General features: G+C 58.3%; 23 protein-coding genes. 12 read left to right on the forward strand and 11 right to left on the reverse strand.

The window, feature by feature from the left end; genetic code table 11:
• Positions 1–315 precede the first annotated feature (315 nt).
• The gene (locus EHN06_RS06010) at positions 316–1,086 is read left to right on the forward strand and encodes a glutathione S-transferase N-terminal domain-containing protein (RefSeq protein WP_127331089.1); all 771 of its coding nucleotides are present in this window, start codon (positions 316–318) and stop codon (positions 1,084–1,086) included.
• On the opposite strand, the gene dkgB is transcribed toward EHN06_RS06010, so the two are convergent.
• Entirely contained in the window at positions 1,083–1,892 is an 810-nt protein-coding gene (gene dkgB / locus EHN06_RS06015; protein WP_127331090.1) for a 2,5-didehydrogluconate reductase DkgB, read from the reverse strand. The two genes, EHN06_RS06010 and dkgB, sit on opposite strands and share 4 nt — an antisense overlap.
• A 123-nt stretch (positions 1,893–2,015) precedes the next feature.
• Between dkgB and EHN06_RS06020 the strand changes: the two genes are divergently transcribed.
• On the forward strand, positions 2,016–2,429 hold the full coding sequence (locus EHN06_RS06020; RefSeq protein ID WP_127334358.1) for a GFA family protein: 414 nt from the start codon (positions 2,016–2,018) through the stop codon (positions 2,427–2,429).
• A 9-nt stretch (positions 2,430–2,438) separates the two neighbouring features.
• On the opposite strand, the gene EHN06_RS06025 is transcribed toward EHN06_RS06020, so the two are convergent.
• The 7 genes from EHN06_RS06025 to EHN06_RS06055 all read right to left on the reverse strand — a co-directional run bounded on the left by EHN06_RS06025 (position 2,439) and on the right by EHN06_RS06055 (position 10,696).
• On the reverse strand, positions 2,439–3,548 hold the full coding sequence (locus EHN06_RS06025; RefSeq protein ID WP_164735647.1) for a PQQ-dependent sugar dehydrogenase: 1,110 nt from the start codon (positions 3,546–3,548) through the stop codon (positions 2,439–2,441).
• A gap of 233 nt (positions 3,549–3,781) precedes the next feature.
• On the reverse strand, positions 3,782–4,597 hold the full coding sequence (locus EHN06_RS06030) for a (2Fe-2S)-binding protein (protein WP_127331093.1): 816 nt from the start codon (positions 4,595–4,597) through the stop codon (positions 3,782–3,784).
• A complete protein-coding gene (gene fhuB / locus EHN06_RS06035; RefSeq protein ID WP_127331095.1) occupies positions 4,584–6,614 on the reverse strand; it encodes a Fe(3+)-hydroxamate ABC transporter permease FhuB in 2,031 nt (676 codons plus the stop codon). Before fhuB ends, EHN06_RS06030 begins: the two co-directional genes overlap by 14 nt.
• A complete protein-coding gene (locus EHN06_RS06040) occupies positions 6,604–7,536 on the reverse strand; it encodes an ABC transporter substrate-binding protein (RefSeq protein WP_127331097.1) in 933 nt (310 codons plus the stop codon). Before EHN06_RS06040 ends, fhuB begins: the two co-directional genes overlap by 11 nt.
• The gene (locus EHN06_RS06045) at positions 7,526–8,299 is read right to left on the reverse strand and encodes an ABC transporter ATP-binding protein (protein ID WP_127331099.1); all 774 of its coding nucleotides are present in this window, start codon (positions 8,297–8,299) and stop codon (positions 7,526–7,528) included. Before EHN06_RS06045 ends, EHN06_RS06040 begins: the two co-directional genes overlap by 11 nt.
• An 82-nt stretch (positions 8,300–8,381) precedes the next feature.
• Positions 8,382–10,172, reverse strand: a complete 1,791-nt coding sequence (locus EHN06_RS06050; RefSeq protein ID WP_127331101.1) for an ABC transporter ATP-binding protein — start codon at positions 10,170–10,172, stop codon at positions 8,382–8,384.
• Between the two features lie 71 nt (positions 10,173–10,243).
• Complete coding sequence (locus EHN06_RS06055) at positions 10,244–10,696, reverse strand: YaiI/YqxD family protein (protein ID WP_127331103.1); 453 nt, start codon at positions 10,694–10,696, stop codon at positions 10,244–10,246.
• Positions 10,697–11,037: 341 nt separating this feature from the next.
• On the opposite strand from EHN06_RS06055, the gene EHN06_RS06060 reads away from it, so the two are divergent.
• The 6 genes from EHN06_RS06060 (at position 11,038) to EHN06_RS06085 (ending at position 15,999) form a co-directional block, all read left to right on the forward strand.
• Positions 11,038–11,553 carry a histidine phosphatase family protein gene (locus EHN06_RS06060; protein WP_228257416.1) on the forward strand — a complete coding sequence of 172 codons (516 nt, stop codon included), beginning with the start codon at positions 11,038–11,040 and terminating at the stop codon, positions 11,551–11,553.
• Positions 11,554–11,624: 71 nt separating this feature from the next.
• Positions 11,625–11,963, forward strand: coding sequence for a zinc ribbon domain-containing protein YjdM (locus tag EHN06_RS06065; RefSeq protein WP_127331107.1), 339 nt, complete (start codon positions 11,625–11,627; stop codon positions 11,961–11,963).
• A 103-nt stretch (positions 11,964–12,066) separates the two neighbouring features.
• Entirely contained in the window at positions 12,067–13,161 is a 1,095-nt protein-coding gene (pdhA, locus tag EHN06_RS06070) for a pyruvate dehydrogenase (acetyl-transferring) E1 component subunit alpha (RefSeq protein WP_127331109.1), read from the forward strand.
• Positions 13,158–14,183, forward strand: a complete 1,026-nt coding sequence (locus tag EHN06_RS06075) for an alpha-ketoacid dehydrogenase subunit beta (protein ID WP_323053020.1) — start codon at positions 13,158–13,160, stop codon at positions 14,181–14,183. Before pdhA ends, EHN06_RS06075 begins: the two co-directional genes overlap by 4 nt.
• Positions 14,184–14,251: 68 nt before the next feature.
• Positions 14,252–15,361, forward strand: coding sequence for a dihydrolipoamide acetyltransferase family protein (locus tag EHN06_RS06080; protein WP_127331111.1), 1,110 nt, complete (start codon positions 14,252–14,254; stop codon positions 15,359–15,361).
• Between the two features lie 122 nt (positions 15,362–15,483).
• The gene (locus EHN06_RS06085; RefSeq protein WP_127331113.1) at positions 15,484–15,999 is read left to right on the forward strand and encodes a copper chaperone PCu(A)C; all 516 of its coding nucleotides are present in this window, start codon (positions 15,484–15,486) and stop codon (positions 15,997–15,999) included.
• An 11-nt stretch (positions 16,000–16,010) separates the two neighbouring features.
• Here EHN06_RS06085 and EHN06_RS06090 read toward each other — a convergent pair whose 3' ends face one another.
• On the reverse strand, positions 16,011–16,193 hold the full coding sequence (locus tag EHN06_RS06090; protein ID WP_127331115.1) for a DUF2897 family protein: 183 nt from the start codon (positions 16,191–16,193) through the stop codon (positions 16,011–16,013).
• 85 nt (positions 16,194–16,278) lie between these two features.
• On the opposite strand from EHN06_RS06090, the gene EHN06_RS06095 reads away from it, so the two are divergent.
• The 4 genes from EHN06_RS06095 to EHN06_RS06110 are packed head-to-tail and all read left to right on the forward strand — an operon-like array spanning position 16,279 to position 18,289.
• Positions 16,279–16,947: a DNA-3-methyladenine glycosylase I gene (locus EHN06_RS06095; protein WP_127331117.1), complete on the forward strand. Its 669-nt coding sequence runs from the start codon at positions 16,279–16,281 to the stop codon at positions 16,945–16,947.
• Between the two features lie 35 nt (positions 16,948–16,982).
• Positions 16,983–17,528: a hypothetical protein gene (locus EHN06_RS06100; protein WP_127331119.1), complete on the forward strand. Its 546-nt coding sequence runs from the start codon at positions 16,983–16,985 to the stop codon at positions 17,526–17,528.
• The gene (locus tag EHN06_RS06105) at positions 17,525–17,794 is read left to right on the forward strand and encodes a helix-turn-helix domain-containing protein (RefSeq protein ID WP_164735585.1); all 270 of its coding nucleotides are present in this window, start codon (positions 17,525–17,527) and stop codon (positions 17,792–17,794) included. The genes EHN06_RS06100 and EHN06_RS06105 overlap by 4 nt, the downstream gene beginning before the upstream one ends.
• Before the next feature lie 51 nt (positions 17,795–17,845).
• Positions 17,846–18,289, forward strand: a complete 444-nt coding sequence (locus EHN06_RS06110) for a carboxymuconolactone decarboxylase family protein (protein WP_127331123.1) — start codon at positions 17,846–17,848, stop codon at positions 18,287–18,289.
• An 18-nt stretch (positions 18,290–18,307) separates the two neighbouring features.
• On the opposite strand, the gene EHN06_RS06115 is transcribed toward EHN06_RS06110, so the two are convergent.
• Both EHN06_RS06115 and EHN06_RS06120 read right to left on the reverse strand, forming a co-directional pair.
• Positions 18,308–19,084, reverse strand: coding sequence for a dioxygenase (locus EHN06_RS06115; RefSeq protein WP_127331125.1), 777 nt, complete (start codon positions 19,082–19,084; stop codon positions 18,308–18,310).
• A 41-nt stretch (positions 19,085–19,125) separates the two neighbouring features.
• Complete coding sequence (locus tag EHN06_RS06120; protein WP_127331127.1) at positions 19,126–19,566, reverse strand: DoxX family protein; 441 nt, start codon at positions 19,564–19,566, stop codon at positions 19,126–19,128.
• Between the last annotated feature and the right edge of the window lie 83 nt (positions 19,567–19,649).

Raw genomic sequence — 19,649 nt, forward strand, 5'->3', positions numbered from 1 at the left:
GTCGGCAATGGGAAGCAGGCTGTCGGAAGGGAGCTGTTGATGTGAACATGACCGGACTCATCGTGTGTTATTTCACAACAATAGCCCAATTTTGCGGATCATACTATGTGGGAAAGCTCTACATGACGTTAAAAAATGCCACTAGTGTCATTGTTTGCCTTGCACTTTTGTGACGAGTTGTAAGGTGTCTTTGGAATCAGGGGGTTAGTCGATTCAGGGGTGGCCGCCTTCCGAGTGTGCGGGTGATGAGCCAATGGAAATCTGCTCAGTTGCGTGATAATAGCGACCAACATTTATCGGTAATGAGGTTGCACCATGTCCAATTTGATCGTCCACAACATCAATGTGCTCGGCTCGGTAACCACGTCGTCATTAACAGCATGGCGTGGTTGCCTCGTTGTGAAGCAGGTCCCACAACCTGAAAAACCGCCGGTGCTCTACGATATGGAGGCTTGCCCGTATTGTCGTCGGGTACGGGAGGCACTGACGGCGCTGAATCTGGATGCCGAGATTCGACCGTGCCCGAAAGGGGGCCGTCGGTTCAGGCCGGAAGCCGAGGCTCTTGGTGGAAAACAACAGTTTCCACTATTGGTAGACGAAAACACGGGTAAGGTGATGTATGAGTCCGAAACCATTGTGGAGTACCTGTTCCGTCAATATGGCGGCAGGCCAGTCCCCGGATTCTACCGCGCCAAAGGCTATCAGCCAGCCCTTGGGTCACTGGCATCTGCTGCCAGTGCCTTGCGCGGGCTGAGAGCCGCAGCCGCGAAGATTCCAGAGCAACCGTTACACCTCTGGAGTTTTGAAGGCAGCCCCTTCTCCCGTCTGGTACGGGAGAGGTTGTGTGAGTTGGAGATTCCCTACACCCTTCACAACCTTGGCAAGGAGCACTGGACCGAGATTGGTCCGGCGAGGCAGCGCATCAAGCCAGGGCCCTATACACCCAGCCCGGGTGGCAAGCGGGATGCGTTCTATCAGGTCCACAAGCGGGTGCAAGTGCCGTATCTGGAGGACCCCAATACCGGCAGGGGGCTATTTGAGTCGGCCGCCATCCTGAAGTACCTGGATGCAACTTACGCCGGTTAATCCCATCTTGGTGCGAACTCGGGGTTGGCAATGCGCTCGTTTCTGTCCAGTTGATCGATGGCGGCAATCTCTTCCTTGCTGAGTCTGATCTTCAATGCATCCAGGTTATCCTTCTGGTGCTTGGGCCGGGTAGAGGACGGGATAGGCGTTACACCCTTCGAGATCGTCCACGCAAGGGCTATCTGTGCGGCAGAGGCATTATGCTCCGCGCCGATACGGATCAGGGTGTCATCTTCCATGACCTTGCCCACCGCCAACGGCATGTAGCCCGTGACCGGGATGCCCAATTGCCGGGCGTGCTCGATGACCTTGCGGTTGTTGAGGAATGGGTGAACCTCCACCTGATTGGTAAAGATCGGGGTATCTCCCAATATGTCCTTCGCCTGATCCATTTGCGAGCAGGTGAAATTGGAAATGCCAATGTGGGTGGCCAACCCTTCGCGTTGGGCATCCCGCAGTGCGCCCAGGTATTCGGACATGGGGACTTCATCGTTCGGGGAAGGCCAATGAATCAGTGCCAGGTCAACATGATCGGTCTTCAGCCGTGTCAGGCTGTCGTGGAGACTGTTGATCAGATCACTGGCGCGAAGTTTATCGTGCCAGACCTTGGTGGTCAGGAAAATTTCCCGGCGGGGGATGCCGCTGGAAACGATGCCATCGCCCACTTCCGCTTCGTTTTCATACGCCTGGGCGGTATCGATATGACGATAGCCCAGTGATAACGCGCTTTTCACTGCGTCTCTGGCGTCATTACCTTTCAGGCGAAAGGTCCCCATACCGATTTTGGGAAGTGCGCTGAATGACATGGTGTCCTCCTTTGCTAAATCTGTGTTTGTAATGTGGTGTTCGCGCACTGGTTCTTCAAGTGGCCCGCAGGTATCATGGCGGTCCTGTCATCCAATCAGCAATGCGGAACGAAAGGGCAAACCATGCTGACCGGCCGATGCCTTTGTGGCGACATTACTTTTGAATACGAAGGACCTCTGGGGCCGGTTGCCCTGTGCCATTGCAGCCAGTGCCGTCGTGCTCACGGCAGCGCCTTTTCCGCCAGTGCACCGGTGCAGAAAGTACGTTTCCGATTTCTGAGTGGCCAGGAACGGGTACAGGAGTTTGAATCACGCCCCGGTAAATACCGCGCCTTCTGTGGCCGCTGCGGCAGCCACCTCTACAGTCGTGTCGATGCCATACCCGGCATTCTTCGGTTACGTGTTGGCGTGATCAACGAGCCACTTGGCAAGGGGCCGGCCCAGCATGTTTTCGTGGGCTCCAAATCCGACTGGTTCGAGATCACGGATGACCTTCCCCGGTTCGAAAAAACCGAGAGAACCAACGACCCGCACTAAGACCACTGGTTACTCCAGGGGCACCAGCCGATAGACTCTGCCATTGGCGGAATCGGTCAGTAACCATAGTACGCCGTCCGGCCCCATACGCACATCACGGATTCGTTCGCCGAGGTCTTCCAGCAGATCCTCTTCCTCTTTCACGGTTTCATTTTCAATGCTCAGACGCACCAGTTTACGCATCTTGAGGGCACCGACAAACAGGTCACCTTTCCACTCGGGGAACCGATCCCCGGTATAGAACGCCATGCCGGACGGGGCAATGGACGGATCCCAGTAGTGCAGGGGATCGGTAATACCTTCCATGGTGGTTTTGTCAGAGATAATGGCGCCTGAATAGTCAATGCCGTAAGTGACTTTGGGCCAGCCGTAATTGTTGCCCGCCCGGATGATATTTATCTCATCACCTCCCCCGGGACCGTGTTCGTGACTCCAGATTTCGCCGGTAGCAGGGTGGGTAGTCATGCCCTGGATATTACGGTTGCCATAAGTATAGACGGTGTCGTTGCCGGTGGAATCGTCAATAAACGGATTGCCGGGCGCCGGATCGCCGTTGGTGGTCAGGCGATGGACGCCACCGGCGTCGTCACCGGTGTCCTGGGCGCGGTCCATCTCACCTCGGTCGCCAACGGCAACGTACAGATTTCCATCACGGTCGAAGGCCATACGGCCAGCAAAGTGGCGGCTGGTGTTGCCCCTTGGCATAGCTTCAAAGATAACCTCGACATCGGACAGGGTATGGCCATCAAGGGCCGCCCGTGCCACGCGCGTGGTCATGCCTTCCCCACTGACTTCGTGGGCGTAACTGAGGAACAGTGTTCGATTGGTTTCAAAGTCCGGGTGGAGAATGATGTCCAGCAAACCGCCCTGACCCGATACCACCAGTTCTGGCAGACCTTTGATGGGGGGCTTCTGCAGCTCCCCGTCCTCAATCAGGCGTAGCCGGCCCTCGCGCTCGGTGACCAGCTGCGAGCCGTTCGGCAGGAAAGCCAGGCTCCAGGGGTGTTCAAGGCCTTCGGCGACGGTAATCAGCTGGAAATCCGTTTTGTCGGAAGTGAATGTGTGACCAATGGCCGGCTGCGCGACACCTGATAGTGTGAGTGCGCCCAGTGCCAGCATGGTTGCCAGCTTCGTGACTCTGATCATGGTGACCATCCTTTGTGAGCGTTTATCGGGGGCTGACTCACAGAATAGCACCTGAAGGACCTTCTTATTGTCCAGCCATTGTCAGCTTAAGTTGCAAATAATAATTATTCGCATTAAAGTGGTTTAAACACCACAGGGAGGAAATGGAATGACACCCGAGCAGGAAATGATTGAAGGATTAAAAATAGCCGCCAGTTCCGGGCTGCTTATAGGCTTGGCCGCCATTGGCCTGGTATTGACCTCGGCTTTTGGTGGCTGAGCGTTGCCATGCGTTCCTTTCGGTAGATACCACAGGTTCCACAGTAACCGCCTTCCGGTAACAGATATTTAAGACAACACCCCTTGCGCTGGGGGATGGCGCATGATTGACCGCTGAACTCGGCGGGTATCCAGTCAATAAAACGGTTGGCATCGCATTCAAACTGTTTCAGCCATGCCTGTGCAAGCTGGCATACGGCTGACGGCTCCCCACGATTCCAGACTACGGAAAAAGGAGCTCCCAGCCCCAGACCAATACTGCTCCAATACGCGCCCGGGCTGATGCCGAGTGCCTGCCGAAAGACCGGATACCAGTCATTCACCAGAGCTTCCATACCGCTGACAAATTCGTAAACGTTGACAGGGGCTGCAGTGGTCGCCAGAAACCAGCGCGGCAATGGTTGTTCCCCTGGGCGTAGTGTCCCGAGAAAGACCCGTTCGGGGTCCGGCAGGGGTGCGTTCCCGTTCAGGAAGAGTCGCAAGGTCAGTGGCGCGATGATGTTCAGCGCAAGATCCTGTTGCAGTACAGATAACTGTGCGGTGACAGCGCGCTTATCCTGTGCATGCGGATAATCGGTGCGAACCTGCTGGCGTAATAGTTCGGGTTCCCGAAGGCCCTGTGCCAGGGAAAACAGCGCGGGGCGGTTGATGTCCTGAGGCTGCAGCGCTCCGGTCAGCTCCGTATCCCGGTCCAGTCCAGCCGCGGCGAGCAGTTGACGGTAATGCTCCGGCCAACGACGGAGCTCCTCTTCAGGCGCGGCCATGACGGCTTAACCCCCACAGGAAGTAGATACCGCCAACCAGTGCGGCGAGTAATCCGGCCGGCAACTGACCGGGGAAAACAACAATTCGGGACAGGTAATCGGCGACTGCAAGCAGAAGCCCGCCAACCAGGGCGGCAACAATCATCTGGCGGCCAACCGTCTGCTGACCCAGAACGCGGGCCAGATGAGGTGCAATCAGCCCTACGAAACTCAGTGGCCCGATCACTACCGTGGCGGAGGCGGTCAGTACCGCCGCCATCAGCAGAAGCAGAAAACGGGCCTTGGCGACCGGCAACCCCAGTGCGGACGCGGAGGTGTCGCCGAGGGGCAGAAGGGTGAGTGGACGAATGACCAGGCACAGAAGTCCGCAAATCAGAACAATGAATGCCATCAGTCCAAAGGCCTCGTTCTCGGAGATCAGCCAGGTGGAGCCGTACATCCAGTTCAGCAACTGCGAGGCCACGGTACCACCTGAGGCCATGACCAGCCGCAGACCCGCATCCATGAAGACATAAAGCGCGAGGCCTCCAAGCAGGAGCTGGTTGCCGGCAAAGCGGTGCTTACGCGCCAGCAGGATCAGCAAGCCGAGTGCCGCGGCGGCACCGAGAGTGGCGGCCCCCAGCTGGCCAACACGTCCGACTTCCAGGCCGGACAATACAATCATCACCATGACCAGAGCCGCACCACCACTGATGCCCAGCATCTCCGGGCTGCCCATGGGATTGCCGGTCATGCGTTGGATCAGTGTGCCGGCAAGTCCCAGGGCGACACCGGCAAGGGTCGCTGCCAACAGTCTTGGGCCGCGCCAGACCCAGGCCTCGTGCCATTGGGTGATGGCGGTCCAGTTCCAGCCATCCAGTCCCGGAGACCAGCCCATTGAAATCACGACGGTGAACAGCAGCAGGGCGATACCCACGCCACCGACCATAACGGGTGAGCGCCGTTTGGGCTGAAAGCCAGCCGGGCTCGACTCCTGGCCAGGCATATGATGTGTATTCCTGAAACCTTGCAGGGCCAGCAGTATGACCGGTCCACCAATCAGCGCCGTGGTGGTGCCCGTGGGTACCAGTGAGCCGTCACCCCAGGTGGAGGCCCAATGGGCCAGAGTATCGGCTAACAGCAGCAGGCCTCCCCCCATCACTGTGCTCCAGAGTAAGCGGCTGCGCAGGGTGCGTGCACCGAGAAGTCTGGCCAGCACCGGCGCCGCGAGCCCGACAAATGCGACGACTCCGACCCGGCTGACTACGGTGGTACTCATCAGTACCACCAGTAACAATGCCAGTACACGTATTAACCCTACCCGGGCACCCAGTGAGCTGGCGGATGCCTGCCCAAGTTGCAACAATTGCAACGGTCGCATCAGCATCAACATGAGGAGTGCGAGCACCAGCACCCGTGGCCAGAGATCCATAAATGGACCCCAGTTGTTCTGGACCAGGGAACCTGCCCCCCAGATGAACAGGTTGCCGAGCCATTCCCCTTTTAACAGCAGGAAGGCCATGTTCATGGCGCCCAGGAAAAAGGTAATGACCAGGCCTGCGAGAATGACCGTCACCGGTGAAAAGCCCAGGCGCCAGGTCAGTGCGACCACCAGCCCTATGGCCAGTAATCCGCCTCCGAGGGCGGCCAGGTCCGGGCTGAAGGCAAGCAAGCCGGGCGCAAAAAGGGTGGCCACCGTCACGCCAAACTGACCGCCGGCTTCGACGCCCAGTGTCGTGGGAGACGCCAGGGGGTTGCCGAGGATCTGCTGGGTGACAGCCCCTGCCAGCCCCAGTCCACAGCCAATCAGCATGGCAATGGACACCCGGGGCGCCCAGCTGTAATGGGCCAGCACCGATGCGTAGTGATCGGGATTGAATGTCCAGAATGCGGAGAGTATGGCGGCAGGGTTCAGCTGGTTCAGCCAGGGCGTGGCGCTGGCGATGAGTGCGCCAAACCAGAGAATAACCGCCGCCACTGGCAGAGTGGCTGGAATAACAGGGCGTGCCGCCGGCACAGTGGAGGTGTCAGCGTACATTGTCGGCCCCTCCTTCCAGAAGGCTGTCAGTCAGCTGCGTCGCGAGCCGTTTAATTGGAAACACGCCGCCGAACGGCCAGGTGGCATCGATCTGATAGATCTGCTCGCGTTTCACGGGCGGCAGGTAGGTCCAGAATGGGCTGTTGGCGAGATTATCCGACAGGCCGGGTAGTGTCGGTGAAATGACCACCACGCGGCTGTCTTCGTAAGGGGCTATGGCCTCGAGCCCGACTACCGAAAATCCCCAGAAGTTGCCATCGCGTGACCAGGCGTTGGTCAATCCAAGTCCGTCAAGAGCGCGTTGGTAGAGGCCATTCGGGGCATAGATTCGTACATGTCGATCGTCCAGAAAATTCACCAGGGTCACCGGCCTGTCGGTCAACCCGGCTTCTTCCAGGCGTTGACGCTGGGTGTCGAGAGTCTGCTCTATATCCGCCAGAATGGCTTGTGCGCGCTCTTCACGATCCAGCATCTCGCCCAGTGTCAGCAGCATCTCCCGGGCCTTGTCGAACGGTTGGCTACTTTCCCGGTAAACGCTGATCACATAGGTGGGGGCGATCCGTTCCAGGAGTTTGGCGGCGGGCGCCATTTCGGAGCTGGTCACAATCAGGTCCGGTTTCAGTTCGGCGATGGCCTCCAGGCTTGGTGCTACCCGGGTGCCGATATCGTACACGCCGTCCGGGAGTTCCGGTTCCTTGACCCAGACTGAGTAGCCGTCCCGGTCCGCCACGCCCACGGGGGTAACGCCCAGAAGTAGCAGGGTTTCGGTCGCCGCCCAGTTCAGGGTGATTACCCGTTTGGGGGGCTCGTCGAGGGTGATGGTGCCGTGTTCATGTTGCCAGGTGCCAGCGCTGGCCAGTATGGGCAACAGGCTCAGGAGCACCGTTGTCAGAAGGCGTAATGGCTGGAGGTCAGTGAACATAGGAAACCCATTGCCCAGGCGCCCGCTCCATAACGCCCATAGGTACACCGTAGATGGATTCCAGGATTCCGGAGTCCATAATCTCGCGCGGGCTGCCGTCCGCAACCAGCTCCCCGGTCTTCAGCGCTACCAGACGATCACAGAAGCGGGCCGCGAGATCCACGTCGTGCAGTACCACGATTACCGTTAACTCACGTTCCTCGGCCAGGCGGTGTACCAGGCGTAGCGTTTCCACCTGATGCTTCACGTCCAGGGCGGAGATGGGTTCGTCCAGTAACAGGCAGCGGGTCTGCTGGGCCAGCAGCATGGCGATCCAGGCGCGTTGGCGCTCGCCTCCGGAGAGGGTATCGACGGAACGATGCTGGAAGTGGCGGAGCCCTGTGTCATCAATAGCCTGGTCGATCAGTTGGCGGTCTTCATCGTTATAGCGCCCCAGAGGGCCGCGCCAGGGGTAGCGGCCAAGGGCGACCAGTTCGCGTACGGTCAGACCATCCGTACCAGGGGGATGTTGGGGAAGGTACCCGACGGTGCGCGCAAATTCGCGGGCCCCTGTACGGTTGAATGAAGTACCCAGCACGCTGACCTCACCAGAAGACGGTGATAACTGGCGGGCCAGAACTTTTAGCAGTGTGGACTTGCCGGAGCCGTTGTGGCCGAGCAGGGCAGTGACTTCGCCTTCACGAAAATCAAGGTTGATGTTGCGCAGGATGCCGGCGTCACCAATATGTACACTCAGGCTGGATACTTTGAAGAACGCAGACATGCAGGCCCCTGATTCTATCGGATGGATTCTGAGGGCCTGCAGAATAATCTAAATGCGAATTACTATCAACAATTTGTTCGGGTCAGGCCTGACCTGTCTGTACCCGCCACTGGGCGGCATAGGCACCGTTTTTGTCCAGTAGTGTCTGATGGCTGCCGCTTTCCACAACCTTGCCGTTTTCCACAACCGCGATGGTGTCGGCATCTACAATGGTGGAGAGTCGGTGGGCGATCATAATAACCGTACGGTTATGGCCTATGCGCTTCAGGGACCGCTGGATGGCCGCCTCGGTTTCGTTGTCCACCGCGCTGGTGGCTTCGTCCAGTACCAGAATCGGTGGATTCTTCAACAGTGCGCGGGCCAGGGAAAGGCGTTGGCGCTGGCCGCCGGACAGACGGACACCACGTTCACCCACCTCGGTATCCAGTCCATTGGGTAGAGCTTCGATGAATGACCAGGCTTCAGCGGTACGGGCGGCTTCAATGATGTCCTCGTCGCTGGCGCCGGGCTTGCCGTAGGCCAGGTTGTCCCGAATAGTGCCTTCAAACAGGTAGACGTCCTGACTAACCAGGCCAATGGCGTTTCGCAGTGATTTCAGACTGACCGATTGTATCGGTTGGCCATCAATTAGGATCGCACCTTCGGTAGGGTCGTAAAAGCGCAGCAACAGCTTGATCAGAGTGGACTTCCCGGAGCCGGTTGCACCCACCAATGCCAGGGTGTTTCCGGCTGGTACGTCCAGGCTTATGTTGCTGATACCGGCGCCACTGGAGGGATAATGGAAACTCACGTTACTGAAACTGACACTGCCGCGTACTGGCTCTGGCAAGGGCTTGGCGGCATCGTCGCGGACATGGACGGGTTCGGCCAGCAGGTCCAGGATCCGCCGCGTACTGGCCATGGCCCGCTCAAACAGATCGATGACTTCCGCCAGGCCGGTCAATGGCCATAGCAGGCGCTGGGTGAGGAACACCAGTACGCCGTAGGCGCCGACATTAAGCGTCCCTGCCAGCGCCATCATGCCACCAACGGTGAAGGTGGCGAGAAAACCGGCGAGAATCGCCATGCGAATCACCGGAATGAAGGCGGAACTGATGCGGATCGCCTGGCGATTGGCCTCTACGTACGCCTCACTGCTGGCTTTCAGGCGTTCAGCTTCGCGTTGTTCGGCGGTGAAGCTCTTGATGGTGGCAATGCCGCCAAGATTGTTGGCCAGACGGCTGGAGAGGTCGCCCACCTTCTCCCTCACATCGGCGTACAGTGGCCCTGCTTTACGTTGGAAGTAGAAGGCTCCCCAGACAATCAGTGGAATCGGGGTAAACGCCAGCAGGGCAATCAGTGGTGACAGTACAAAGAACACGGCGCCGACGGCGACTACGGTCACCAGCACCTGAATCATAGCGTTGGCACCACCGTCCAGAAAGCGCTCCAGTTGGTTGACATCGTCGTTCATGGTGGCCACCAACTGACCGGAACTGCGGGCCTCAAAGAAGCTCATGTCCAGGCGCTGGGCATGTTCGTAGGCATCCTGGCGCAAATCTGACTGCAGTCGTTGTGCCAGATTGCGCCAGAGAATCTGGAACAGGTACTCGAACAGGGATTCCCCGGCCCAGATGAAGAAGGTCAGAACGGCCAGGATGGTGATCTGTTCCTGGGCGGTTTCGAACCCCAGGCCAGCCACAAAACTCTCTTCCTTGTTGACCACCACATCAATGGCAATGCCAATAAGGATTTCCGGAGCGATGTCGAAAAGTTTATTGATGATAGAGCAGGCAGTGGCCGCAATGATCTGTCGCCGATACCCTCTGGCATAGCGCAGCAAGCGACCAAGGGCGGCAAAACTACTGGTGGCTTTGGTGAAATGCTGTGTCATGGTCCGCTCCGCTTGCGCCAGAAAAGCGGCAAGGGTAGCGGATTCTCAAACCTTTGAAAACAGAATCATTATCACTTTCGGGCGTTGCGTTGTAGCCAGCGGTCCAGCTTGTCGGCAAATTCCTTGCGGTCGGTCTGGCTGAACGGAGCCGGCCCGCCAGTGACCTGGCCGGCGCTGCGCATTTCTTCCATAAAGTTACGCATGGCCAGGCGCTGGCGGATGTTTTCTTTGGTGAACGCCTGGCCACGGGGATTGAAGACGTCGGCACCCTTGTCGATCGCCTCAGCGGCAAGGGGGATATCCTGGGTAATGACCAGGTCTCCGGAGCTCATCTGATCCATGATTTCGTTGTCTGCGACGTCAAAGCCCTGGGGCACTTGCATGCGTTTGATGTAGGGGCTGGGAGGTAGGTTGATAGCATGGTTGGCTATAAAAGTGGTGTCGATCTGCCAGCGGGTGGCGGCGCGGCAGAGAATTTCCCGGATGGGAACGGGGCAGGCGTCGGCGTCGACCCAGATTGGCATGGTAGGTTCCTTTGTCGGTTTGCTCTGGGGTTGAGTTTACCTTTTGTTGTTGTGGGCCTGGTAGGTTTGCTCCGCGTATTGTTTATCGGGTCTGGGATTGGGTGCCAGGCGCTCTTTAAGATCACTGTCCAAAAAACGCTACAAGCACATCCCTGTGCGCTTGATCTCCGGCCATCCATGGCCTCCGACATTTTTGGACAGTGATCTTAAAGAGCGCCCTCAGGCAGCACAGATAACTCCGCGGCCTTGTTGTGTGACAAAACAGTTCGAAGGAGATGAATATTATGGTGCGACGATTTGTAGTCGGATTTTTGTTCGCAATTTTTATTGGTACACCTTTGATGACAAACGCCGATAATGACGAAGCCTGGCAAGCTCTGCGGCAAGGCCACGCGGTTCTGATGCTTCGTCATGCCCTCGCACCCGGCACCGGGGATCCGGACAACTTTGATCTTGAGGACTGCAGTACCCAGCGGAACCTGAACGAACAGGGGCGGGAGCAGGCCCGGGCTTGGCAGCCATTTCTGGAAAAGCAGGGTATTCGGCAGGCTCGGGTTTTCAGCAGTCAGTGGTGTCGGTGCACGGAGACTGCGAGGGAAATGAATATGGGCGAGGTGACGGAGTGGCCTTCCCTGAATTCGTTTTTCGGCAATCGCGGGGATGGCGGTATGGCGACGAGGCAGACCATTGCGCTGGTGAATGACTTGGGAGAGGGAGCGCCTGTTGTTCTGGTGTCTCATCAGGTCAATATCACGCGGCTCACGGATGCGTATCCGGCGTCGAATGAGGGGGTGATCATTGCCCTGCCGTTGTCGGAGAATCCGTCTGTGTTGGCGCGGGTTTCGCCTGGAGATTAGCGGCTTCCGCCTCCGGGGGTGGTGGTTTCTGGTAAACTGCCTGCTCTTTACATCATTTAAGGAACCGCTCCATGTCACAGCTACCCCCCTGCCCAAAGTGCCAATCCGAATATACTTACGAAGACGGGGTTCAGTTGGTATGCCCGGAATGTGGGCATGAGTGGAGTGAGGCAGAAGCCGCGGAAGCAGAGGTCGGTGCAGTTGTCCGTGACGCTAACGGTAATGAACTGCAGGATGGCGACACCGTGACGGTGATCAAGGATCTGAAAGTCAAAGGCTCCAGCTCCGTGGTTAAGGTGGGTACCAAGGTCAAGAATATCCGCCTGGTGGATGGTGACCACGATATCGATTGCAAGATTGACGGTATTGGCGCCATGAAGCTCAAATCGGAGTTCGTTAAGAAAGCGTGAATTGATCAATCCCTCCTGATCGTCTAAATATTAAACAGACTGCCTATAAAGCTGATTGCCCATTACGCAGAGTACGTCGGGTGCTCTGCGCAGGGAGGATGGGATGAAACAGCGCCACGAGTTCCATGTGGATAGCACCCGCTATCTGGATGATCACGGCAAGCCGTTCGGCGATCTGCCGCCCCAGGCCAGGGATGTCGAACGCACTCTGGCGGCCTACCGAAATATGGTGCTGTCCCGCACTTTCGACTCCAAGACAATTGCCCTGCAGCGTACCGGTAAATGTGGCACTTATCCGTCGGTCCTCGGGCATGAGGTGGTGGGTACGGCCATTGGCCAGAGTATGGCCAAAACCGATGTACTGGTGCCTTATTATCGGGATCAGGCCGCGCATATCCTGCGAGGAGTGAGCCTGAAGGAGATGCTGCTGTATTGGGGTGGGGATGAACGGGGCAGTGCCTGGGAAAACTGCCGGGAAGACTTGCCCATTGCCGTGCCTATTGCCACCCAGTGCTGCCATGCCGTGGGCGTGGCCTCAGCCTTCCGGATTCGCGGTGAGCATCGGGCCGTGGTGTGCTGTGTCGGGGACGGCGGTAGCTCAAAAGGGGATTTTCTGGAAAGCATCAACCTGGCGGGCGCCTGGCACCTGCCAGTGGTGTTTATGGTAATCAACAACCAGTGGGCGATCTCCACACCCCGCAGTATCCAGTGCGGGGCCGAAACCATTGCCCAGAAGGCCATCGGTGCCGGTCTGCCGGGACATATCGTGGATGGCAATGACTACTTTGCAGTGACTGAAGCCGTCGACCAGGCGCTGGAGCGGGCGCACGGGGGGAAGGGAGCTTCTGTCATCGAGGCAGTGACCTACCGCCTTGGGGATCACACAACCGCCGATGATGCTACCCGCTACCGCAGTGCGGATGAATTGAAAAAGGCCTGGGAGAGGGATGGCGTCAAGCGCTTGCAGAACTATCTGCACGGCTGCGGACACTGGGGCGCGGACCAGGAAAAACAACTCCAGGCCGAGTGTAGGGAGAGGGTCGATAAAGCCGTTGAGGAATACCTCGCGACGGAACCTGAACCGCCCACGGCGATGTTCGATTATCTGTTCGAGACCCTGCCGGCAGCCCTGCAAGACCAGCGTGAGCGCATTGCCAACAAGTACCGTGCCCGGGGTGGGCAGGGAGGTGCCGTATGAATGCGTCCGCCCAGAAAGCCATGGACAAACGGAAGGCAAGCGAAGTGAAGGAAGTGACCCTGGTGGAGGCGGTCAACATGGCTCTCGCCTGGGAAATGGAACATGATGAGAACGTCGTGGTGCTCGGGGAGGACATTGCCACCAATGGTGGTGTGTTCCGCGCCACCGTAGGCCTGAAGGAGCGCTTCGGCTTCAAACGGGTGATGGACACACCGCTGGCGGAAAACCTGATCGCTGGCACGGCTATCGGGATGGCCACACAGGGCCTCCGTCCGGTTGCTGAGTTCCAGTTCATGGGTTTTATCTATGCTGGCATGGAACAGATAGTCAGCCACGCCGCACGCATGCGCAATCGTACCCGGGGGCGGTTGCATTGCCCGCTGGTCTATCGCGCACCCTTTGGTGGTGGCATCCATGCACCAGAACATCATTCTGAAAGCACCGAAGCCCTGTTCGCCCATGTGCCCGGTCTGCGGGTGGTGATTCCGAGTTCACCGCAACGGGCTTACGGTCTGCTGCTGGCGGCGATCCGTAACCCGGACCCGGTGGTGTTCCTGGAGCCCAAACGCATCTACCGCGCGGTGACCCAGAGCGTTGCCGACAACGGGGAAGCATTACCGCTGGATACCTGTTTTACCCTGCGGGAGGGCGATGACATCACCCTCATCAGCTGGGGAGCTTCCATACTGGAAACCCTGCAGGCCGCTGACAAACTCGCGGAACAGGGCATTTCCGCCGAGGTGATCGATGTTGCCACCATCAGCCCGTTGGACCGGGAAACCCTATTGTGTTCCGTCGCTAAGACCGGTCGGGCTGTGATAGTGCACGAAGCTTGTCGCAACGGTGGGGTCGGGGCGGAGGTTGCCGCCTCCATCGCCGAAGCCGCTTTTCTGGATTTACAGGCACCCATCGTGCGGGTAACCGGTTACGACACCATCATGCCTTATTACCGGAATGAGCAGGCCTATCTGCCTCACGTAGAGGACATAGTAGAAGCCGTGGAGCAAGTCATCGCCCTGTAACCAAGAACACCACCGTAGGTCGGATTAGCCAAAGGCATAATCCGACAGCCCAACGGAGCTGAAGCCCCATGAAAAACTTCAAACTTCCGGACTTAGGCGAAGGCCTCCCCGAAGCCGAAATCGTTGAATGGCATGTGAAGGTCGGAGACACGGTGGCGGTGGATCAGGTCCTGGTCAGCGTCGAAACCGCCAAGGCCATCGTGGAAGTGCCGTCTCCGGAAGCGGGCGTCATCGCCAAACTGTTTGGTGAGCCTGGCGACATCATTCACACCGGCGAACCGCTGCTGGCCTATGAGGGCGAAGGGGATGACAGTGGAACCGTAGTGGGGGAGCTGAAAAAGGCCGAGCCAGGCGCCGGACAGGATCAGTTCATCGTTGGCGCCGCGCCGTCCAGCAAGCGTGCCCGGTCCCATCGTGCGACTCCCGGCGTTCGGGCGTTGGCGGAGCGGTTGGGGGTTAGCCTGGAGCGGATCAAGGGCAGTGGTCCGGGTGGCCTGATTACCAACGACGATGTGCACCGACAGGCCAGCCACCAGAAACAGTTGGGGGAGGCCGAGCCGCTGCGCGGTACCCGTCGAACCATGGCCAAAAACATGGCCCTGTCCCATGCCCAGGTCGTACCGGTGTCTATCTACGAAGATGTCGATATTGGTGACTGGGAAAAGGGTACCGATATCACCATGCGCCTGGTGCAGGCGATCGCCACCGCTTGTGAGGCGTCGCCGGCGATGAACTGCTGGTTTGATGGCGACAATCTCAGCCGGCGCCTGCTGAGTGAAGTGCACGTGGGCATTGCCGTGGATACGCAGGAGGGCCTGTTTGTGCCGGTACTGAGGGACGTGAACCACCGTTCCCTGAAAGACCTGCGCAAGGGCCTGGAAAATCTGCGTGAAGCGGTTGCCACCCGCAAGATTCCGCCGAAGGAGATGCAGGGTGCGACCATTACCCTCTCCAACTTCGGCACCATGACCGGTCAGTATGCAAATCCCGTCGTAACTCCACCCCAGGTGGCCATTGTGGGCTCCGGTACCATCCGCAATAAGGTGGTGCCCTATAAAGGGAATGTGACTATTCGTCGCACCCTGCCGCTGTCCATCACCTTTGATCATCGGGCGGCTACGGGCGGTGAGGCCGCCCGCTTTCTGGGAGCACTGGTGGAAGCACTGCAGCAGCCCTGAGCCCGATCAGCCCCGAGGTGATGAGACATCTCACCCGACACTTGCCTTTCGGCAAAATGAAAGCAACACTTTCAGGCCGTATAACCGTTATTGATTCAAAACCTCTACCGATGCGAGACACCATGAAAAGAACCACCCATTTGGCCGGTACCCTGTTGCTGGCTTGCAGTGCCCTGATGACCACACCTGCCATGGCCCATAAATACACCCAGGGGGACGTCACAATAGACCATCCCTGGAGCCGTCCCACACCCCCGGGCACGCCCATGGGCGTTGGGTATATGGCGATTACCAACAACGGAACCAGCGATATCACGTTTACCCGTGCCGTCACCCCCAGAGCCAATGGCGTATCCATCCATGAAAGTCGCATGACCGACGGCGTAATGAGCATGCGGCCACTGGAAAATGGCCTGATCATACCCGCCGGCGAAACCGTTGAACTCAAGCCCCACGGTTACCACCTGATGCTGGAAAAGCTCAACGGCCCGCTAAAGGAAGGAGAGAGCATTCCGCTGACGGTGACGTTTGAGGGGGCAGAGGATATGGACGTTGAGTTAAATGTTCAGCCGCTGGATGGCGATAGTAAACCGATGATACAAGAGAAAATGGACATGGAGGGGCACAAGCACAACTGACGGTGTGACTGTCAGGGCCAGTTTTCCCTGTCTTCAGCACTTTCCTCTGCTTCGACTTCTGCTTTCCGCTCCTGGATCTTTTTCATCTTTTCCTCGGAGATGTGCATCGAGTTAGCGCTGTCGCGTAACAGGAACAGGCTGCCGAGGATCAGGGCCAGGGCGAGAAGGAGAATGATCCAACCTGTGACTGGCATATGCTTACCTCCCGGATGAGGTCTGTTTCTATTATAGTGAACCAGAACACTCAAGCTCGACAACCTGAATCCCGGAAAATACCCCATGTCTTTTTCCAGAATTTACGACCAGGCGGCTGCCCGCAAGGGAGGGGAGGTCGCATTACGCTCGCTCCTGCCCAAGGTGGCCGGGTCCGGCGAATTGCAAGCGATGGCCGACGATCGCTATTTGTCCGAGATTACCCGCTGTGTGTTCAAGGCAGGTTTCGTCTGGCGGGTGATTGAGAACAAATGGCCGGGCTTCGAGGCGGCATTCCAGGGCTTTGTGCCGCTCTATTGGCAGCAGGTACCACCCGAAGTTCTGGAGGACCTGGCGCAGGATGAGCGCATTGTGCGGAACATGCAGAAAATCCGCACGGTGCCGGAGAATGCCCGGATGATTGTGGATGCCGCCCGTGACCATGGCAGTTTCGGGGCGTTCCTGGGTAACTGGCCCTCTGAGGACCAGGTGGGCTTGTTACTGTGGCTCAAGCGCAATGGCACTCGTTTGGGGGGTAACACCGCACAGTACTTCCTGCGCCGGGTCGGCTGGGACGGCTTTATCCTGTCACCGGACGTGGTCGCCGGGCTGCGACGGGAGGGGCTTCTGGACGCAACGCCAGGAAGCAAGAAAGCTCTGGTCCAGGCGCAGCAGGCATTTACTGACTGGCATCGGGAGACGGGGTTGCCGTATAGCCATCTGTCCCGGATTCTGTCTTATTCGGTGGGTGACTAATGACGGATGAGGCGTGAGGGATGGTGGATTGAACAATGGACCAACTGTTCCGCGAGCCAATAGGGATCCGACAAGCCGACCTGTCGGATCTCCATTTCCGGATGGGCATACCACATCCGTGGCTAAAGCCGTGGATTGAGCTGTACTACAGTACCCACCGGGTCACCGGCTCAATCGAAGATAAGGTTTTTAACCTGTACCCGGATGGCGGAACGACCCTGTCCTTGTCACTGCTTCATGGCGAGGTCGTTGATATGCGCCTGAACAGCAGCCATCAGCTACGCCAGACAAACGTTCCCGATCCCCGACAGCGCTTGTCTGTCAGGTTTCGGCCCGGTGGGGTATTTGCTCTATTGGGGATACCGGCAGACGATCTCGAATACCCGCTGGGTGCGCGGGATCACCCTGCGCTTCAGGAACTCTCCGATCAGTGGAACGGTCGTTTTTTCCCGATGCAGTCCTTTGCCGCACTGGATCGATTCTTTCTGATCCGGGCAAAGGCAGCGGAACAACAGCCAGCCATTATCCAGCCGTGGCTTGACCATTTCCCGGAGCACCCCGGGTACTCAGGGATATATTGAGCGGGCGTGGTATTCAGCGCCGCAAGCTTGAGCGGGCCTGTCGCCTGGAAACGGGTTTGTCGCCGGGGCAGCTTTCCAGAATCCTGCGGGTGAAGATGGCCCGCGGTATGTTGAGGAACAGGCCGGACCTGTCGCTGAGTCATATCGCCCAGGCTTGTGACTATTTTGACCATCCTCACTTTGTCCGCGAGTTTTCCCGTGTGACCCATCAAACGCCGGGCCAGTACCGGGCACGAAAATTGTCGCAGATATACAAGTCCCCGTGAGTGCGGCCCATTAGTGTGTTCCCTGGAATTCATTGTCAGAGGAGCCACACAATGCAACACGCCACCGAACGACTGTCCAGAGATCGGGTTTACACACTCCAGCCGACCGTCCCCAGGGCCTTGCTTGAGTTAGGGAAGGACGCCGCAGGCAGTCTTGATCCATCGTTGATTCATCTGATTAATGTGCGGGTTTCACAGCTCAACGGTTGTGTGTTCTGCCTGCGAATGCACAGTGATGAAGCCCGCAGGGACGGAGAACAGCAGTCGCGGCTCGATGTGTTATCAGCCTGGCGCGAGGCGTCGGAATTTTCTGTCAGGGAACGCGCTGCCCTGGCATGGGCCGAGGTCCTGACAGACATCTCACACAAACCGGTCGGCGATCAGGTTTATCGGGAAGTCAGTGATCACTTCACTGAAGCGGAGTTAGTGAACCTGACCGCCGTCATCCTGCAAATTAACTGCTGGAACCGGCTGGCTATCAGTTTCCGATTCTAGTCCCGCGACAGGCTTCTGCTATCCGAACACAAAGGAGTCCATCGCCAGTACACCGTGCTGGATGCCGCCTTCGATAACGCGCGCCTCGTTGGCAGAGTTTGCCGCGCCCAGCGCCACCAGCAGCGGTAAAAAGTGTTCCGTGGTCGGGTGCGCGCGTCGGGCGTGGGGAGCCAGGTCCAGAGCGTGCACGAGCCGGTGATGATCCCCGTCCAGAACGGCGCGTCGGATCCATTGGGAAAACTCGATGGCGTAGGACTCGCCGTCATCGTGCCTGTTGCGGAATTCATAGAGGTTGTGGGTCAGACTGCCCGAGCCGATGATCAGTACGCCTTCGTCAGCAAGCGGTGCCAGTGCCCGACCAAGCCCAAAGGCCGCCTCCGCATCCAGGTCCATCGGCATGGACACCTGAAATACCGGTACATCGGCTTTTGGGAACAGGTGCAGCAAGGGGACCCAGGCGCCGTGGTCGAGTCCCTGGTGCTGGTTGGCGGTTGCCGGCCAGCCTGCCTGTGACAGCAGTTCCAGGGCGCGACTGGCGATCCGGGGTGCGCCAGCAGCCGGGTACAGGATGTCGTAAAGGGTGGGATCAAATCCCCCGAAATCGTGGATGGTCTCCGGCCGGATAGCAGTGCTGACCTGAACATCGGGCGTCATCCAGTGGGGAGACACCACGAGTATGGCCTTTGTCCGACTCAGCGTGCGCCCCAATGCGGCCAGACCCTGGCCGGCGCGGCCAGGGTCCAGTGCAAAGGTGGGCGCGCCGTGAGAGACGAACAGGCTTGGCAATGTCTTCATGTCACACTCCTTTCGGCGCGGGATGATGGTTTCGTCCGGTCTTACTGTCGGGCAAGCAGGGTGTCCACGGAGGCCCGGCCACCGCCGCTGAAGACCAGCGATACAGACACGGCCAGCAGTGCAAGTCCGAACTCATAGCCATTGTTGCTCATGAACAGGCCGTTGCCGATATGCACGCTGAAGATCGCGATCAGCATGGCGAAGGCCAGGACTGCACTGGCGGGCCGCACCAGCAGGCCGATGATCAGTGCCAGGCCGCCGAAGAATTCCGCGCCACCGGCCATCAGGGCCATCAGGTAACCGGGGCTGAGGCCGATGGAATCCATCCACTGGCCGGTGCCTTCCAGGCCGTAGCCGCCAAACCAGCCAAACAGTTTCTGGGCGCCGTGGGCCACAAAGATGATGCCGACGGGGATCCTCAGTGCCAGGGCTGCCCAGCTTGAGTTGGTTGCAAAAACGCGATTGATCAATTGAGTGCTCATTGTGTTCTCTCCTGTGTGGGTTCGTTGCTAAACCATGGAGTGAACTTTACTGGTCATGCTAAATGGGATAAACATGGGGAACT

Origin of the sequence: Marinobacter sp. NP-4(2019) (genome assembly GCF_003994855.1) — a bacterium.
Taxonomy (GTDB): Bacteria; Pseudomonadota; Gammaproteobacteria; order Pseudomonadales; family Oleiphilaceae; genus Marinobacter.

Coding starts and splice junctions, on each gene's coding strand:
- EHN06_RS06030 (WP_127331093.1), bottom strand. CDS start 4,597: ATGGCCGCGCCTGAAGAGGAGCTCCGTCGTTGGCCGGAGCATTACCGT.
- EHN06_RS06060 (WP_228257416.1), top strand. CDS start 11,038: ATGACAAACGCCGATAATGACGAAGCCTGGCAAGCTCTGCGGCAAGGC.
- EHN06_RS06075 (WP_323053020.1), top strand. CDS start 13,158: ATGAATGCGTCCGCCCAGAAAGCCATGGACAAACGGAAGGCAAGCGAA.
- EHN06_RS06040 (WP_127331097.1), bottom strand. CDS start 7,536: ATGTTCACTGACCTCCAGCCATTACGCCTTCTGACAACGGTGCTCCTG.
- EHN06_RS06080 (WP_127331111.1), top strand. CDS start 14,252: ATGAAAAACTTCAAACTTCCGGACTTAGGCGAAGGCCTCCCCGAAGCC.
- EHN06_RS06055 (WP_127331103.1), bottom strand. CDS start 10,696: ATGCCAATCTGGGTCGACGCCGACGCCTGCCCCGTTCCCATCCGGGAA.
- EHN06_RS06100 (WP_127331119.1), top strand. CDS start 16,983: ATGGACCAACTGTTCCGCGAGCCAATAGGGATCCGACAAGCCGACCTG.
- fhuB (WP_127331095.1), bottom strand. CDS start 6,614: ATGTACGCTGACACCTCCACTGTGCCGGCGGCACGCCCTGTTATTCCA.
- EHN06_RS06095 (WP_127331117.1), top strand. CDS start 16,279: ATGTCTTTTTCCAGAATTTACGACCAGGCGGCTGCCCGCAAGGGAGGG.
- EHN06_RS06025 (WP_164735647.1), bottom strand. CDS start 3,548: ATGCTGGCACTGGGCGCACTCACACTATCAGGTGTCGCGCAGCCGGCC.
- pdhA (WP_127331109.1), top strand. CDS start 12,067: ATGAAACAGCGCCACGAGTTCCATGTGGATAGCACCCGCTATCTGGAT.
- EHN06_RS06085 (WP_127331113.1), top strand. CDS start 15,484: ATGAAAAGAACCACCCATTTGGCCGGTACCCTGTTGCTGGCTTGCAGT.
- EHN06_RS06050 (WP_127331101.1), bottom strand. CDS start 10,172: ATGACACAGCATTTCACCAAAGCCACCAGTAGTTTTGCCGCCCTTGGT.
- EHN06_RS06020 (WP_127334358.1), top strand. CDS start 2,016: ATGCTGACCGGCCGATGCCTTTGTGGCGACATTACTTTTGAATACGAA.
- EHN06_RS06120 (WP_127331127.1), bottom strand. CDS start 19,566: ATGAGCACTCAATTGATCAATCGCGTTTTTGCAACCAACTCAAGCTGG.
- EHN06_RS06090 (WP_127331115.1), bottom strand. CDS start 16,193: ATGCCAGTCACAGGTTGGATCATTCTCCTTCTCGCCCTGGCCCTGATC.
- EHN06_RS06110 (WP_127331123.1), top strand. CDS start 17,846: ATGCAACACGCCACCGAACGACTGTCCAGAGATCGGGTTTACACACTC.
- EHN06_RS06010 (WP_127331089.1), top strand. CDS start 316: ATGTCCAATTTGATCGTCCACAACATCAATGTGCTCGGCTCGGTAACC.
- EHN06_RS06115 (WP_127331125.1), bottom strand. CDS start 19,084: ATGAAGACATTGCCAAGCCTGTTCGTCTCTCACGGCGCGCCCACCTTT.
- EHN06_RS06065 (WP_127331107.1), top strand. CDS start 11,625: ATGTCACAGCTACCCCCCTGCCCAAAGTGCCAATCCGAATATACTTAC.
- EHN06_RS06045 (WP_127331099.1), bottom strand. CDS start 8,299: ATGTCTGCGTTCTTCAAAGTATCCAGCCTGAGTGTACATATTGGTGAC.
- dkgB (WP_127331090.1), bottom strand. CDS start 1,892: ATGTCATTCAGCGCACTTCCCAAAATCGGTATGGGGACCTTTCGCCTG.